Origin of the sequence: Planktothrix sp. FACHB-1365 (assembly GCF_014697575.1) — a bacterium.
In the GTDB taxonomy this organism is placed as follows: Bacteria; Cyanobacteriota; Cyanobacteriia; order Cyanobacteriales; family Microcoleaceae; genus Planktothrix.
On sequence record NZ_JACJSC010000009.1, the window covers coordinates 86852 to 103108 of the forward strand.

The 16257-nt window shown below is 38.2% G+C and carries 10 protein-coding genes; 7 read left to right on the forward strand and 3 right to left on the reverse strand.

Features of this window, described 5'->3' with window-relative positions:
- Positions 1-2: 2 nt before the first annotated feature.
- Complete coding sequence (locus H6G57_RS12905; RefSeq protein ID WP_190519135.1) at positions 3-935, forward strand: DUF3037 domain-containing protein; 933 nt, start codon at positions 3-5, stop codon at positions 933-935.
- Between the two features lie 50 nt (positions 936-985).
- Here the strand turns inward: H6G57_RS12905 and thrC are convergent, their stop codons facing one another.
- Positions 986-2077 (reverse strand): threonine synthase, encoded by a 1092-nt coding sequence (gene thrC, locus H6G57_RS12910; protein WP_190519136.1) that lies wholly within the window; start codon positions 2075-2077, stop codon positions 986-988.
- Between the two features lie 906 nt (positions 2078-2983).
- Here thrC and H6G57_RS12915 point away from each other — a divergent pair.
- Together H6G57_RS12915 and H6G57_RS12920 are read left to right on the forward strand one after the other, a co-directional pair.
- Positions 2984-3238 (forward strand): hypothetical protein, encoded by a 255-nt coding sequence (locus H6G57_RS12915; protein WP_190519280.1) that lies wholly within the window; start codon positions 2984-2986, stop codon positions 3236-3238.
- A 326-nt stretch (positions 3239-3564) separates the two neighbouring features.
- The gene (locus H6G57_RS12920) at positions 3565-4614 is read left to right on the forward strand and encodes a fatty acid desaturase (protein ID WP_190519138.1); all 1050 of its coding nucleotides are present in this window, start codon (positions 3565-3567) and stop codon (positions 4612-4614) included.
- Positions 4615-4728: 114 nt separating this feature from the next.
- On the opposite strand, the gene H6G57_RS12925 is transcribed toward H6G57_RS12920, so the two are convergent.
- Positions 4729-5163, reverse strand: coding sequence for an META domain-containing protein (locus H6G57_RS12925; protein WP_190519140.1), 435 nt, complete (start codon positions 5161-5163; stop codon positions 4729-4731).
- A gap of 2 nt (positions 5164-5165) precedes the next feature.
- Complete coding sequence (locus tag H6G57_RS12930; RefSeq protein WP_190519142.1) at positions 5166-6842, reverse strand: ABC transporter substrate-binding protein; 1677 nt, start codon at positions 6840-6842, stop codon at positions 5166-5168.
- Positions 6843-7390: 548 nt separating this feature from the next.
- Between H6G57_RS12930 and H6G57_RS12935 the strand changes: the two genes are divergently transcribed.
- From H6G57_RS12935 to H6G57_RS12950, 4 genes are all read left to right on the forward strand, one after another.
- Entirely contained in the window at positions 7391-10714 is a 3324-nt protein-coding gene (locus H6G57_RS12935; RefSeq protein ID WP_190519143.1) for a hybrid sensor histidine kinase/response regulator, read from the forward strand.
- Between the two features lie 267 nt (positions 10715-10981).
- Positions 10982-12727: an alpha/beta hydrolase gene (locus H6G57_RS12940; RefSeq protein WP_190519145.1), complete on the forward strand. Its 1746-nt coding sequence runs from the start codon at positions 10982-10984 to the stop codon at positions 12725-12727.
- Positions 12728-12763: 36 nt separating this feature from the next.
- Positions 12764-14431 (forward strand): alpha/beta hydrolase, encoded by a 1668-nt coding sequence (locus H6G57_RS12945; protein WP_190519147.1) that lies wholly within the window; start codon positions 12764-12766, stop codon positions 14429-14431.
- Between the two features lie 59 nt (positions 14432-14490).
- Positions 14491-16176 carry an alpha/beta hydrolase gene (locus H6G57_RS12950; protein ID WP_190519149.1) on the forward strand — a complete coding sequence of 562 codons (1686 nt, stop codon included), beginning with the start codon at positions 14491-14493 and terminating at the stop codon, positions 16174-16176.
- Positions 16177-16257: the final 81 nt, after the last annotated feature.

Here is a 16257-nt window from a genome sequence, read left to right on the forward strand (position 1 = left end):
CTATGGTTAGCAGATACAGTATTATTCAATATGTTCCTAATCCGATTGCTGATGAACGGATTAATATTGGTGTTGTGGCTTTCACGGATCTTGAAGTTCGTGTGCAGTTTTTAGCTAACTGGAAGCGTGTCCGTAATTTTGGGATGGAAAATATTAACTTTCTAACAAACTTTGCTGAAAGAATGAAAGAAACGGCATCTCGCGGGTTAGTGTTTCCGGGGGATGAAGAAAGTGAAATTCCTAAACATGAACGATTAACAAAAATTGCACGCGGATGGATGAACAGTATTCAGTTTACTGAACCTCGTCCTTCTCTAGCTCCTGTAGATAAACTGCTTCAAGATATTGTTGAAGATTTCCTTGTTGAGCCGCATAATTCCCTCATTAATAGAGATAAAAGCTATAAAGATATTCCTATAAATTCCTCGATTCCATCACTCTATAAACCTAAACCCCGCGATCGACAACAGGCTGCTAGAGTTGCAACTTCTAGTGTCAAAGAAGCTTTCAAAAACTGGCTAGGTCAGGAAAATCAGGAGCAATTTAAAACTTTAATAAAACAAAAATATGAACTTTATGGAAAGCGAGAAAAGTTTAAATTTGATGTGGCAGTTGCGAATGGGAATCCTTATCTATTAGCGCAGGGTTTGTCATTTGAAATCAATCCACCAGAAAATTCTTTACAAGCACTTTCTTGGTCTATTGAAAATGTTAAGAAGTACAATGAAGATTTACCCATAGCTGTGATTACGCTTCCTCCAAAAGAAGAAGATTCTCCCGATTATTTAGAGCGAAAAAACATCTATGAGCAATCAACAGAAAATTACTTATATTTAGGAGCAGATGTTTTACAAGAACATCAAGTACCAGACTGGATAGAACAGAAATTGAACCCAATTAAACAAAAAATTCTTGAATCGGTTCATCAAACTTAACTATAAAAAAACTCGGTAGAGACGTTACATTCAACGCCTCTACTCACAAATTAAAATCCCATAACTTTTGCCACCGCTTCCATTTCCGGTGCAATTCCCGCTTTGAATTTATTGTTGCTGTGAGTAATAGCTGTATCAGGATCTTTTAAGCCATTTCCTGTTAACACACAAACAATTTTAATTCCTTCTGGAACCTGATCTTTCACTTTCAATAATCCCGCTACGGACGCGGCACTTGCAGGTTCACAAAAAATCCCTTCCCCAGACGCTAATAATCGGTAAGCATCCAAAATTTCTGTATCAGTAACAGCGCTAAAACTGCCTTTACTGGCATCTTTCGCCGCCACCGCAATATCCCAACTCGCCGGATTTCCAATCCGAATCGCTGTTGCTAAGGTTTCAGGATTTTCTATCGGATGACCCGACACTAACGGTGCCGCACCCGCCGCTTGAAATCCCATCATTTGGGGTAAACGAGAACATTTCCCAACAGAATGATATTGACAAAATCCCATCCAATAGGCACTAATATTCCCCGCATTTCCCACCGGAATACATAACCAGTCGGGGGCATCTCCCAAGGCATCTACTACCTCAAAGGCGGCCGTTTTTTGACCTTCTAAACGATAGGGATTGACGGAATTTACTAAGGTAATTGGGTAATGTTCGGCCATCTCTCGGACAATATTCAACGCTCGGTCAAAATTCCCCTTAATTGCTAAGACTTCCGCCCCATATAATAAGGCTTGGGCTAATTTCCCTAAAGCCACATAGCCATCAGGAATCAACACAAAGGCTTTCATTCCGGCCCGACGGGCATAGGCCGCCGCCGAAGCCGAAGTATTTCCGGTACTTGCACAGATAACGGCTTTGCTGCCTTCCTCCTTGGCTTTGGAAATCGCCATCGTCATGCCTCGGTCTTTGAAGCTGCCTGTGGGGTTAAGTCCGTCATATTTCAGATAGACCTGCACCTGTTTGCCAATTCGTTCAGCAATCGTTGGGGCCGGAATCAAGGGCGTGTTGCCTTCTTGTAGAGTAATAACGGGGGTCGCTTCAGAAACAGGTAAATAGTTGCGATAGGCTTCAATCAGACCGGGCCAGCACTTTAATGAGGACTGGGTTGTAGGCAAAGTCAACGTCATCTTGGTAGGAGTTAATAAATGAAAATTGACACTCCCCAGCCTGAAGGCGTGGGGATTCTGGGTTCAACGAAACCACTTAATCAAAGTACCTTGCAGTGCTTCAACCAGAGGTGGGATTCTCCCCAAGCGTAAATTCGGGTATGCCCTACCCTATTCGCATTGCTGCGAGTTCTTTTTTAGCTTGAAACAAATTTGTTTCAAAAAACTGGTTGTCTAGCCCCCACGAATCTTTTACCCACTGCTGGAAGGAAACTAGAACTGTGCAGTAGAACCCTATAGATTCAGTTGTCAAGGTTCAGGGTTTTGCCGTTAGGCGACTAGGTTTTTAGACAGGTTATTTACCTTTCCTGTTGCCGGAAATAGTAGCACGATCAGATGTCAATAGACAACCCAATATAAAGCCGTCCTAGAAGGATGGGGTTTTAGACCCATTTTCTTGATAATCCGTTTAAGGATTGACAAATAGACAAATTCATGATCGTTGAGAACTCCCTGAACGGTTTAAATCCATTAACTTGATCAGTTGACAGGATCAGCCGTTGGGTGTATTCCTTATATTGAGTATAACTAAACAACGTAACAACTCAACTTTTATCGGTTGAGCGCGCGGTCACACCTAACAGTGTTGACGTTTAGGAAAGCTAAATTTGGACAAGACTTAAGTAGAAAAAACTTTCTTCTGTACGGTAGGACATACCGGAAGTTAAGCTTTAGGAGAATCGACCTCTACTTAGGCTTGAGAAATCTTGTCTAAGCAAGTTGACTCGATGATTAAAGAATCTCAGTGTTTTCAAACCTGAGAATGTCAATTAGTTTACCTTCTCGTTTACTTTTAATATTTTTTTCAATAAGAGTAAACGTTCAGGGTAGGATATAGTTAAGATTTGTTGAGCTAAAATTTTTTAGATGTCAAATCAACTGCTGATGTCCAATCGTTCCTCGACCGCATCCCGTTCTCAAACCTTAGATGCCCCTTCAAGCCGGACTTCCGGTTCTGTTATGTCTAAGCCTCTAACGATTGATGCGATGAAAAATCTTTACAGCGCTGATCAGCAAGTGAAGTTTCTGCATTTGCACGCTGAAGTTGAAACCTTGCTCTTGGAATTACAAACCATCAAGCAACAGCGCCAAGAAACAATATCACCCCCACAGACTTGTTGAGTAGCCGTCTAAGTTCAACTCCCTATCCTAATCATTCCCAACTGGGTTTGGCAAAGACTGCTAAATACCTCGGTTTTTGACGGACTCTGTTTATAGGAGGTTACTTTTGGAGTCGGGCTTAAATCGGTTGAATTCCCTTGAACATAATTTTTATCAGCAGTCTCTAATTGATCAAAAGTGCCTGCTTGTCTGATGCAGGTAAAGTTTTTCATGGAAAATTGGGGGATTTCTGCGGCTATCCATCGGAAATTAGAGGCAAAAAATCACGCAATTTTAGTATTACCCTAACCCTTAATACTGAGGGATTTAAAAGTTTGCAAGATTCTATGACATTATCATCTGTTCAACCTCAAACTTTAGCATCTTCTGCTAATTCCACATCAAACTTACGTTTAAAAGACATTATCAAAAGTCTACCGCGTGAAGTCTTTCTCAAAGATCAGAAAAAAGCTTGGCTGACTGTTTTTATTAATGTTGTTCTTGTTGTTGCTGGCTATTTTGCGATCGCTTATTCTCCCTGGTTTTTACTCCCCTTTGCTTGGATTTTTACCGGGACAGCTTTAACGGGATTTTTCGTCATTGGTCATGACTGCGGACATCGTTCTTTTGCTGACCGTCGTTGGGTGAATAATTTAGTCGGTCATATCGCGTTTCTTCCCTTAATTTATCCCTTCCACAGTTGGCGCTTAGGACATGATCATCATCATAAACATACCAATAAACTAACGGAAGATAATGCTTGGGAACCCTGGACAATCGAAAACTATGAAGCCTCCCCTAAAATCGTACAAATTGCTTATAAATTAACACGAGGACGGCTTTGGTGGTTAGCCTCAATTTTACATTGGGCAATTGTTCACTTTGATTGGCGCAAATTTGATGGAAAAGGACGGGAACAGGTCAAATTTTCCTCTTTATTTGTAATCGGATGTGCTGCGATCGCATTCCCCACAATGATTTTTACCATCGGAATTTGGGGCTTTGTTAAATTCTGGTTAATGCCTTGGTTAGTTTACCATTTCTGGATGAGTACCTTCACCCTCGTTCATCATACAACCCCGGATATTCAATTTAAAGAGTCCCAAGATTGGGATGAAGCCTTAGCTCAATTATCGGGAACTGTTCACTGCAATTATCCTGGTTGGGTTGAGTTTTTGTGTCACGATATTAATGTTCATGTTCCGCACCACATTTCCACCGCGATTCCCTTCTACAATTTACGGACAGCCTATCAAAGTCTACAAGATAATTGGGGTGAATATCTCTATCCTGAGTCTGATTTTTCCTGGTCTTTAATGATTCAGATTGTGGATCAGTGCCATTTATATGACCCGGAAAATGCTTACCTTTCCTTTAAGGAATACAACAAGCATTAATTAAATCCCACTTGAATTTATTCCTCAAACCCTCTCTAAATTTCAGAGGGTTTTTTAGTAGAGAGTCCTTCAGGACTCTCTATTAAGATTGAGTCCTGAAGGACTCTCTACGGGTTATTCGGGTAGATTGGGCGTAAATATCATTACCCCAGATTCTTGATCGGTTTTATAGGTAATTTGCAGTTGACCTTCAGAATTAAGGGTAAATGTTTTTGAGGATTGTAAAGCTGAGAGAAATTGATCTTCTTGCTTCATAATTTCTTCGGGACAAGCCATTTGAGTTCTCCCAGCTACACCAAATTTTAATTGATCATCCTTGAGGGTGTAGGATGCGAAATAACGGTTACAACCGGATGAACCACTAATTTGATCCTTTTGGAATTGTAAGCTGATTTCCGTTTCTTTTAAGGGGGTTTGGGGGGATTTTTCATTACCCCAGGAGACTAATTTCCAATTAGTTCCTACTAAGGAGTCAGAAGCCATAGCTAGATTAATAATTGATAAAAGGGATAGACTGGCAATGGATAGGGATAGAAGTCGTTTTTTCATTGTTAGGAATTTGAGTTTTTAATTGTCCAGAAGGGGACTTGTTGAGTGAGTTGTAAACTGATGTTTTCAAGGCCGTTTTTAGCAAAAATAAAGGTTTTATCTTGCCAAAGGGGCACATAGGGAACATCTTCGGCGAGGAGTTTTTGAATTTCATCAAAAATCGCTTTGCGAGTTTGGGGATTTTGTTCTTGACGTTCTTGAGCGATCAATTGATTCATGCGATCGCTATAATAAAAAGAACCCTGATATTGACTCGCTCCTTTTTCACATCCGGTTTCTGCCGAACCTTTACTACAGTCTAAAAAGGGTTGAATATAGTTATCAGCATCAAGGAAATCGGCGTACCAATCTAAAACAAAAGTCGGATAAATTCCCTCCTCTAAATATTTAAAGGCTGTGGTTGATTCTACACTATTGAGTTGCAAGTTGAGTAACCCACCTAAATCTCGGTCTGCTAAGGCTTTTAACGTTAATCCTAAAAATCCTTTATTAGAGGAATTCGACGCATACCACAGTTCAACAATTGCTGGATTTTCTGGGGTATATCCGGCTTCAGTTAAGAGTTGTTTTGCTTTTTCAATATTGCCATCACCGTATTGTAAATTAAAGCTGGGTTGATAATCGGTAAAGGTGGTGGGAATTAAACTATATAGTAGTTCTCCTTGATTTTGTAATACCCGTTCATTCAGCACGGAACGATTAATTAAAGCAGCGATGGCTTGTCTCACTTCTTTACGATTTAAGGGTTCCGATTTAACATTCATCATCAGATAACTAATGTTATTACCATTGGCTGCTATCATTTGCCAATTGCCTTTTTCTGCTCCTTGTTTTAAGCTGGAAATTTGGTCAGCATTTAAGGATAAATAGGCAATATCAACAGCACCACTGCGAAAGGCATTAAATAAATTAGAGGCGCTAGAAAATCGTTGAATATCAATTCCGGTATTGGCAGGTTTTTCTCCCCAATAGTTTTCAAAGGCATCTAAGCGAATGACATCAATTTCTGAAGATTTTAATTTATAGGGCCCCGTTCCGACAAATTCATTGGGCTTAAATTTACCTTCTCCAATTTCATAAAATTGAGGAGAAACCGCCGTAATTCCTGAAAAGGCTAAAAGGGAAGGAAAGGCAGAAAAAGGTTGTTTGAGTTTAATGGTTAATTCATAGTCTCCCGTTGCTTGAACGGTATTAACGGCATCGGATAATAAGGAAGAGGGAGAACCTGCATTTTGAATAAATCGTTTGATGGAAAATTCCATGGCTGCGGCATTAAAGGCAGTGCCATCATGAAAGGTAACGCCTTCTCGCAGGGGAATAGTATAGGTTAATCCATCGGAACTCACGGTGGGTAAAGCGGTAGCTAATTTAGGAACAAGTTGATTGGTTCCTAGTTCATAATCATAAAGGCGATCGCCTAAATTATACAAGATATTTCCTGACATTAGTTCATAGGCATCTGCGGGATCTAAAGTTCGAGCTTTTAAGGTGGTTCCCATTGTAATTCGTCCGTTATTGGCAGACGTAGAAGCAGATTGATGACTCGTTTGATGGGGAGTACAACTAATAATAATTAGACAACAGAAGCAAAATAAACTGACCCATTGCAGTAAAAATTTTCGGGAAGACGGATGTAGATTTTGCAATCGATTCCACTGGGGTATTTTAGATTTCACCATAAACTGAAAATATTAAAAATAAATTTTAATTACCGATTATAGCATTTGATAGCCATTTAATCAACTTGGAGAAAAGAATTAATCTTCTTTTTTTTAGGATAAATACTGATCTTATCCTGGTTTTTTGTAAATGTAAAATAATATTGCAACTCCCATGATACAGTCATAAAAAATAGCAGGTATCCATTATGGAGTTATAATATTAGGGAATAGGTGTTGGAGAGGATAGAATATTTTATACCCCAGATCAACGGTTGTGACTGTTTAGGCAACGAAACCGACGGGAAAATAGGGGTAAATGGCTGGGGTTCAATATTTTATTAAAGTTACCCTAGAGAAGGTTGAAAAACTTTTAATTTCTTTAAGCTTGTTTAGGAAATGGTTAAATTTTGGCAAACTTAACCCTGATCTATCACAATAGAAATATCAAAGACACGATTAACAGACTGTTTAGGAATTTATTCTATTCCTATAGGGAGTTGACACGGACACTCTACCACTTGTCTGCTTTAAGTAGATGATTATCTCATCTGGAGGATTTACATTTTATGTCTCCCCAAGCTGACCTCCAAACCTTTATGCAGGTGGTTCCTGTTTGTCGCCATGATTCGCCCTTAGAAGCATTGCGGTTTATTTTTTCTCAGGGAAACTCCGAACAAGTTGTGATTGTCAATTCTAAACATTATCCTTTAGGTTTAATTTCCCTGCATCGCTTTCTTCCCTATCTCCTCAATACCACCTTCCCGACTTCCCCCGACCCTCAACAACCCTTTCTTGATGAGGTTTTGTCTGCTATTATCGAACCCATTATTGATGTTCCCTCCCATTTAAGTTTAGAAGACTTTTGGGTGTATTTACAATATCAAAGTTCCCATCCGGTACTAGAAAATAGCCTCCCTCAAACGGTATCCCTGGCTTTAATTAATCAGAAAGGAGAGTTTATTGGATTAATTAATAGTTTGCAAGTATTACGATATTTAGCCCAATATTCTCAACGCTTTACTCAGATTCAACAACCTCGACCTTCCCCTACTTTAGACTACAATTCAGAACCTCATCAACAGTTAGATGTGTTAGCGGCGGGAAATTTTAGCGTATCTCAACATTTAATTCAGTTTTTAGATGAACTGCCCATTCCCTTAATGATTCAAAGTGATGATGGCATCATTGTTAATCAAAATTTAGCATGGAGATCCCTGATTGGTCGAGGTTCAGAGGTTTTGCAAGAAGTCGCTGAATCGGTAACCCGTTGGTCAGAAGCCAGTGAAACATTTTCCTCGACCGAAAAATACCCAACTTCCTCCTTAGAATCCTCAATCGATTCTGGATTTCCAAGCCGTCATTTAACGAATATTTCTCAACCTTTAACCTCGAATTCACCCACCTTACAAATGCCGAGTTGGTGTCAATTGGGTAGCCAACCGGATACTTATATTTGTATTTGTCCCATCGCCCACAATCAAGAACGAGTTTGGCAATTTACTCGCCAACATTTAAACCCGGAATGGGAGATAGCGTTATGTTTAGGAAATAAAACCAATGACCTCTGGTTAGTCTTAGCTCAAGATATTACAGAACAGCATCGAGTCGCCCAAGAACTAACGGCAAAAAATACTGATTTAATTCAACTTAATCGCCTCAAAGATGAGTTTATGGCTTGTATTAGTCATGAACTTAAAACGCCCCTGACTGCGGTTTTAGGTCTATCGAGTTTATTAAAAGATCAAGCTTTAGGAGAACTCAACGAAAAACAAGCGCGTTATGCTCAACTGATTCATAAAAGCGGTCGTCATTTGATGTTAGTCGTGAACGATATTTTGGATTTAACGCGGATAGAAACGGGACAACTCGAATTAGTCCCAGAACCTTTACAAATTCAGGCAGTTTGTGAACGCGCTTTTGAAATGACTTTGCAACAATACCAAAGTCAAGATAAATCCGATATTAAACTACAAGCGGAAATTTTAGAACAACTTAAAAGTCGATTTACCTTAGACATAAAACCCGGTTTAGAAACCTTAGTTGCCGATGAATTACGCTTGCGGCAAATGTTAGTCAATTTATTATGTAATGCCCTCAAATTTACTCCCGATGGTAGCGAATTTGGTCTACAAGTTAGCCGTTGGGAAAATTGGATTGCTTTTACCGTTTGGGATAAAGGAATTGGCATTCCTGAAGATAAACAACATCTGATTTTTCAGAAATTTCAACAACTTGAAAGTCCCTTAACCCGGAAATTTGAAGGAACAGGATTAGGGTTGGTTTTAACCCAACGGTTAGCACGATTACATGGGGGAGATGTCAGCTTTATTTCTAAACCTAATAAAGGCAGTCAATTTACCTTATTATTACCGCCAAGTCCCCCTCGATGTAATTGGGAATTAGGGAATCATAGTTCCTCAGAAGAACCCGAATTTTTACCGTCTTCTCGTTCTTCTTCTCCTCAACAATCTCGTTTAGTTTTAGTGGTTGAAACGGTTCCTCACTTTATTCAAACCTTGAATGAACAACTCACCCATTTAGGATATCGGGTCGTAATTGCTCGTTCAGGAACAGAAGCCGTTGAAAAAGCCCGTCGCCTCCAACCGAGGATTATTTTGCTTAATCCTTTAATTCCTTTATTGTCCGGTTGGGATGTTTTAACTTTATTAAAAACCGATGTACAAACCCATAAAATTCCCGTGATTGTCACAGCAACATTAGGGGATAAACAACGAGCAGCCGCCAATCATTGTGATGGCTTTTTGAGTCTTCCTGTTCAAGGAGCAGAATTAGAAAAAATCTTAGGAGAATTGCTTCCAGAGGTTTCATCTTCCGAGCCTCAACAGTTAATGATTCTCTGGTTAAGTTTATCAGGAGATCAACATCACTTAAACTCAATCAATACCCTAGACCAGCCTAACTCAATTTATCATTCTGCTTTATTTTTATCGCAGTTTTCTCAGTGTCGAATTTTAGAAGCAGATGATATTAATCAAGCCGCTCTCATTGCTCGAATTTGGCATCCCAATGTTATCGTTTTAGAACGATATACTTCTGTTAAAAATCCCTTATATTTATTAACAGAAATTAGTCAACACGAAAGTTTAGTCCATTTACCCATTGTGACTTTAGACCCTGTAACAACTCAAGTTGCAAATCAAGTTAAAAACTTATCAATTTTTCCCTGTTTAGCGAGTCCCTCGGATGATGGGATGAGTCTTCAATCTTTTTCTCTGGCTATGGGTTCTGCTTTATTAGAAGTGATCCAAATTGCGACCCGTTTAAGTTGGAAACCGAGTATTTTAGTGGTCGATTCTTCGGTTTTACCGCAACAGCAATTAAGTCATCCTGTAGACACTAAAGATCATCCTTCAAAAGCAAGATTAAACCCTAAATCTTCTACCTCAGTTCAAAATTCAACGGTTAATTCTGATTGTTTAGATGCTCCCAATAATGCTAATATTAAAATTGAGCAAGCCTTAGTTCAATATATTGAAATTGCTGGATTTCGGAGCATTATGGGCAAAGGCTGGGAAGAAATTCTTCAGAAAATTCAATGTAAAAGTTTAGATTTAATGCTGATTTGTTTTCGACAACAATCTTTTTCTAATTTAGTTGAAGCTCTCTCGATTTTAGAAAAAATGGAAGCTAGAATTCCTATATTGATTTTAGCACAATCTGATGTTAAAGTCAAAGGTAAATCCCTCGACAAAAAACGTAAAACTAAATCGTCATCGTCTGTTGAAATCCCCAATTATTCCTGGGAAGAAATTATGGTTCATTTACAACGCTTTAGCTCTAGTTTTCCCCTCAAAGTCTTACCTTTTAATCTATCAGTTGAGTCTCTATTAGAAGAAATGAAAACCCTATTAACTCACTTACAACCGTGAAAATCCATCAGGAAAATAAAGCTTAAAACACAGCAGTAAGGAGTGAGAATCAGGGCAAACTTTAAGGGGATTGGGTTTCTGACCGGAGTTAGGAACCAAAAGGGAAAAATTGAATCAGATCCCAGGAGTAGGCTATGATGTGACCTTTTAACAAAGCTCTGATCAATGACTTCCTTATCTGCTAAGATGGTTATCAAATGATTGGGGTGCATTTGACATAATTTTTGAGAAGGTTTTAACTGATATTTAGAGACAATTAACCCAATTATGAATCAACATACTCTGGCGATTAAAGTCCCATCTAGCTTAACATTAAATTTCTCGTTAAATCGGCCGAGAATTGTATCTCTACTGGGTGGACTTTTCGCCCTAGCTTTTTCTGCTGTTCCTGTACAAGCATCCGAGAATGTATCTTTGGCTCTAGGACAAGCTAAAATTTCCGTATCCGTACAAGCCTTAGAAAGCTATGCTGAATCAGGAACAATTGCTCCAGAATTGAAAAGCTTTTTATTATTATTAGATCAAGAAGATCAAAATCAGTTTAAAACAGTCTTATTGGATCAACATCAATTAGATCCGATAATGGTTTCTCAATTTTTAAATTCTCCCACAGGAGCATTATTTCTGAATAAACTGGGAGATATTATTCAATCCGAAACTGATTCGCAAAATTTATCAACGCTTAAAAATGGGTCGGAAGCGATTAAAATAGCATTAATGAGAGCCAATCAAGATCCTGAAGGCATCACCTTACTCAATATTTTACGTCAATTTCCAGGGGCAGAAATTCAATTAAATATCCACAAGATTTTTAAACTCCGAGAACAAGTGAATCTTCTGGTACAAGAAACTAATTCTATTATTACAGAAATCGTTAAATTATCCTTGCAAGAATCAGCCTTATCCCCAACTTCAGATTTTAGTAAAAAACCTAATTTAAAGCAAACTGGAGACTTTGATGTTACCCCTAAAACCCTAACGTTAACAGACTCCAAACGCCATCGAGAATTGATTGTCGATCTTTATATTCCCACACCCTTAAATACTGTAAAACGGGGAAAACCTAACGCAATTCCTGTGATTATCATCTCCCATGGATTAGCTGCCAATCGCAAAAATTATGCCTATTTAGGTCAACATTTAGCGTCTTATGGGTTTGTGGTTGCTCTCCCTCAACATCCGGGGAGTGATACCAATCAACTTCAAGCTTGGTTATCGGGTCAGGCATCCGATGGGTTTAAAGTGACTGAATTTATTGACCGACCCCTAGATATTCAGTTTTTAATAGATGAATTAGAACGCTTGAATACAACGGAATTTAAAGGTCAACTTAACCTAAAACAAGTTGGCGTTGCAGGGCATTCTTTTGGCGCTTATACAGCCTTAGCTTTAGGGGGAGCAGAAATTGATTTTAATCACTTAAAACAAGACTGTAACTCGGCATTTAATTCTGTTAATCTCGCCCAAATTTTTCAATGTCGAGCCTTAGAAATTCCTCAAAAAGACTATGATTTGAGAGATGAACGGGTTCAAGCAATTTTTTTGATGAATCCGATTAATAGTAGCATTTTTGGACAACAAAGTTTAAGCAAAATTCAGATTCCGGTATTCTGGAAAACCAGTGGTAAAGATAACATTGCTCCTGTTGCTTGGGAACAAGTTCGCTCCTATACTTGGTTAACAACACCCGATAAATATTTACTCTTAGCAGAAGGCGATCGCCATATTAATCTAAATTTAACCGCTATGAATCAAAGTATGAGTGCCTCTTTAAAAGAAATTGTGGCTCCAGTTCCTGAACCTGTCAATGATTATATTCGGGCTTTTAGTCTGGCTTTCTTTGAAGTGTATATCAATCAAGATTCAACCTATCGTCCCTATTTAAAAGCCACCTATGCTAAAACAATTAGTGAAGCTGCTTATCCTCTGAGTTTAGTTCATTCTCTCTCCCTAGACCAATTTTTTCAAGCGGTAAAACACGTTAAAAATCCATCTAATTCTCACAATAATTAAAGGTCAAACTCTCAATCCCATATAAACATTGTATCAATGAGTAAGCCCTATATGCGATGGTTGCCATCTTTTGCCTTAACAATAGCGTCTCTTTTCTTCACAACTCTACCCGCAGTTGCCGCAGAATTTATTATTGTCCCCTTGGGAAAAACAAGGATTTCTATTTCCCTAGATTCCTTAGAAAATTATGCTAATCAAGGTAAAATTAACCCTCAAGAACCTTTAGCTACTTATCTAGCATTATTAAGTCCTGAACAACAACAAAGTTTAAGACAATTTTTGCAAACCCGTTACACACCTCCCGATATTTCAATCCAACAATTTGTTAACTCCCCCTTACTTGTGGCTTTTTTAATTCATGTTGGAAACATCATTCAAACTCAATCTGAAGAAAATGGAGCCGATGCCATTCGTGCCAGTTTAATTGATGTCGGGAATGCACCCAATGGGTTTACAGTATTAGAGGTTATGCGTCAGTTTCCCAGTCCAGAAATTCGCTTGAATGTGGAACTCGCCTTAACAACATTAACCAAAGTTTTTGCCTTTATTCGACAAACTCATGGGGTTACACAATCTTTAGCAATATTATCAGAAATAGAAGCCCAGAAAGCAACGATTACTGATTTTAGTAAAATGCCAGACTTGCGAATTTCAGGAAAACTTTATACGTCTACAAAACAAACCCTAACCGTCAATAATCATTACAATAATCGTCGCTTTGAAGTAGATATTTATCTTCCGAAACCTATTTCTCCAGAGGGGCAAAATTCACAGACATTATCTTATCCTGTGATTGTTATCTCTCATGGATTAGCCTCTGATCGCTCACGATTTGAAAATTTAGCTAAACATCTCACTTCCTATGGTTTTGTAGTCGCTGTTCCTCAACATCCAGGCAGTGATTATCAGCAACTTCAATCCTTACTGAATGGAGACGCAAAAGACTTCTTTGAACCTGAACAATTTCTGGATCGACCGAGAGATATTACTGAATTACTCAACCAACTTGAAAAACTTAATTCTACTGACTTTAATCAGCAATTAAATTTACAAAATGTGGGGGTTATTGGTCATTCATTAGGAGGATATACAGCCTTAACATTAGGCGGAGCAACCCTTGATTTCACCCAGCTTAAAACCGACTGTCAACAACCGAATATTCCCTTAAATCCTTCCCTCTTTCTTCAGTGTCGAGCGTTGGAACTTCCCCCGGAAAATTATGCGCTACAAGATCCCAGAGTCAAAGCTATTTTTATATTAAATCCGGTGAATAGTAGTATTTTAGGAAAATCGGGTTTAAGTCGAATTAAAATTCCAGTTTTCATCACAGCAAGTACCGAAGATTTTTTAGCCCCAGCGTTGTTAGAACAGTTAAATGCTTTTACTTGGTTAACTACTTCTCATAAATATTTAGTTTTGCAAAATCATGCCACTCATTTTTATGATATTACTTCTGAAAACGCATCGAAAGTATTAGGAAATACAAGTATAATTATTCCGACATCAGAAATTAGTCGCTCTTATATTAAAGCTTTAAGTACAGCATTTTTTAAAACCTACCTTAGCCAAAATGCTCAATACAAACCCTATCTGAACGCCGCTTATACTCAAGCCATTAGTGATCCCCTTTATCCGGTCAGTTTAATTCAATCTTTAACCCCTAACCAATTAACAAATGCAATTAATGGTATTACCTCTGAATAACTTTACAGAATTAAAACTTTAATGATAATATCAGGTTATTCATTTTATTCTAATACCCCATGAAACCACCGATTAAACAAGAGAATAATAGAAAATACACTCAAAACCAGAAAAATATCGGCTTTCTCGGCTTCCAATTCTTCAAATTTTTATTAGGAATAATATCCAGTTTAAGTGCCATAACCAGTTCAGCAGTTGCGACTGAAACAATTGCGATTCGGTATAATATTGGTACAGCTTTTATTTCTGTTAAAGACTTAGAAAATTTTGCAAAAACGGGAAATATTTCTCCCGTTTTATCGATTTATGGCAAAGTTTTGAAGGTTGAAGATGCTGAAAAACTACGTCAACTTTTATTGACTCCGATGACCGCCAGCCCTTGGAGTATTGAACAATTTAATAACACGGCTATGGGTATGACAATGTTAACTCGCTTTGGGAATTTTATCCAAACAGATAACGGTGACAATGGTGTAACGGCTCTAAAAACGGCAATTAATCAAGCTTCTCAACTACCCGGAGGTTTGACTTTACTGGGGGTTTTAGAAAAATTTCCGGGTCAAACCCTACAAATTGATGTTAACTTTGCTGTAGAAGCTATTAGAGATTTATCTCAAGTCATTTATGAAGATAAATCTGTCATGAATTGGATTAACCAACAGGCGAAAACACAAATCGATAATCCTGCTATTAATAACCGACCCACTCAATTGAAAGAGCCGGGTACAATTCAATGGAAAAAAGAAACCTTTACTTATGAACATCCTCAACGAAATATTTCTTCTCCGGTTGATGTTTATATCCCTCAAGTTTCTACTCCGACTCCGGTAATTGTGATTTCTCATGGTTTGGGTTCCGACCGAACGACGTTTAAATATTTAGCCGAACATTTAGCTTCTCATGGGTATTTTGTTGCCGTTCCTGAACATTTAGAAACCAGTGCAAATGGGTTGGCTAATTTCTTAGCCGGGAATGCTCCTCCTCCTGGCCCAGAAGTCTTTATTAATCGTCCCTTAGATATTACTTCTGTTCTCAATCTTTTAGAACAAAAAGCTAAAAATTCTGAATTTCCCAGTCCTTTACTGTTAAATAATGTTGGGGTTTTAGGTCAATCTTATGGCGGTTATACGGCTTTAGCGGTAGGGGGTGCAGGATTTAATAGCAGTAAAATTAATCAAGAGTGTGCAGAGTCTGTTAACCGACAACTCACCTTAAATATTTCAATATTACTGCAATGTCAAGCTAGTTCCGTTGCTAATAAAGGTCAAGATCTTAAAGATGAACGAGTAAAAGCAATTATTGCTATTAATCCCATTACCAGTGTTGTTTTTGGTCAAGAAGGGATGAGTCAAATCAAAATTCCGGTCTTAATGATTGGGGGTAGTGATGATTATATCGCTCCCGCAGTGCCTGAACAAATTTATCCCTTTTCTTGGTTAACCAGTCCAAATAAATACTTAATTTTATTAGATCGAGGAACCCATTTTTCCTTCTTAGAACCTGGAGAAAAATCCGTTCTTCCGGTTCCTCCTCAATTAATAGGCCCAGAACCTGAATTAGCTTTTCCTTATTTGAAAGCAATTAGTTTGGTATTTTTTAATCGTTATATTCGCAATCAAACTGAATATTTACCTTATTTGAATGCGGGTTATATTCAGAGAGGAGAAACTTCTCCTTTTAGTTTAACTATTGTTAATTCTTTAACCCAAGAGAACATTGAATCAGCCATTAATCAACATCGTTAATTGTCGTTGATAGGCAAAAGTATTACCTCTGCTCCATCAAATCAAAAGGAAACAGGGGTAATACTTTGGGCTGTTTTATAA

Excerpts from the sequence above, each read along its gene's own strand:
- H6G57_RS12905 (WP_190519135.1), top strand. The coding sequence starts at position 3 with ATGGTTAGCAGATACAGTATTATTCAATATGTTCCTAATCCGATTGCT.
- thrC (WP_190519136.1), bottom strand. The coding sequence starts at position 2,077 with ATGACGTTGACTTTGCCTACAACCCAGTCCTCATTAAAGTGCTGGCCC.
- H6G57_RS12915 (WP_190519280.1), top strand. The coding sequence starts at position 2,984 with ATGTCAAATCAACTGCTGATGTCCAATCGTTCCTCGACCGCATCCCGT.
- H6G57_RS12920 (WP_190519138.1), top strand. The coding sequence starts at position 3,565 with ATGACATTATCATCTGTTCAACCTCAAACTTTAGCATCTTCTGCTAAT.
- H6G57_RS12925 (WP_190519140.1), bottom strand. The coding sequence starts at position 5,163 with ATGAAAAAACGACTTCTATCCCTATCCATTGCCAGTCTATCCCTTTTA.
- H6G57_RS12930 (WP_190519142.1), bottom strand. The coding sequence starts at position 6,842 with ATGGTGAAATCTAAAATACCCCAGTGGAATCGATTGCAAAATCTACAT.
- H6G57_RS12935 (WP_190519143.1), top strand. The coding sequence starts at position 7,391 with ATGTCTCCCCAAGCTGACCTCCAAACCTTTATGCAGGTGGTTCCTGTT.
- H6G57_RS12940 (WP_190519145.1), top strand. The coding sequence starts at position 10,982 with ATGAATCAACATACTCTGGCGATTAAAGTCCCATCTAGCTTAACATTA.
- H6G57_RS12945 (WP_190519147.1), top strand. The coding sequence starts at position 12,764 with ATGAGTAAGCCCTATATGCGATGGTTGCCATCTTTTGCCTTAACAATA.
- H6G57_RS12950 (WP_190519149.1), top strand. The coding sequence starts at position 14,491 with ATGAAACCACCGATTAAACAAGAGAATAATAGAAAATACACTCAAAAC.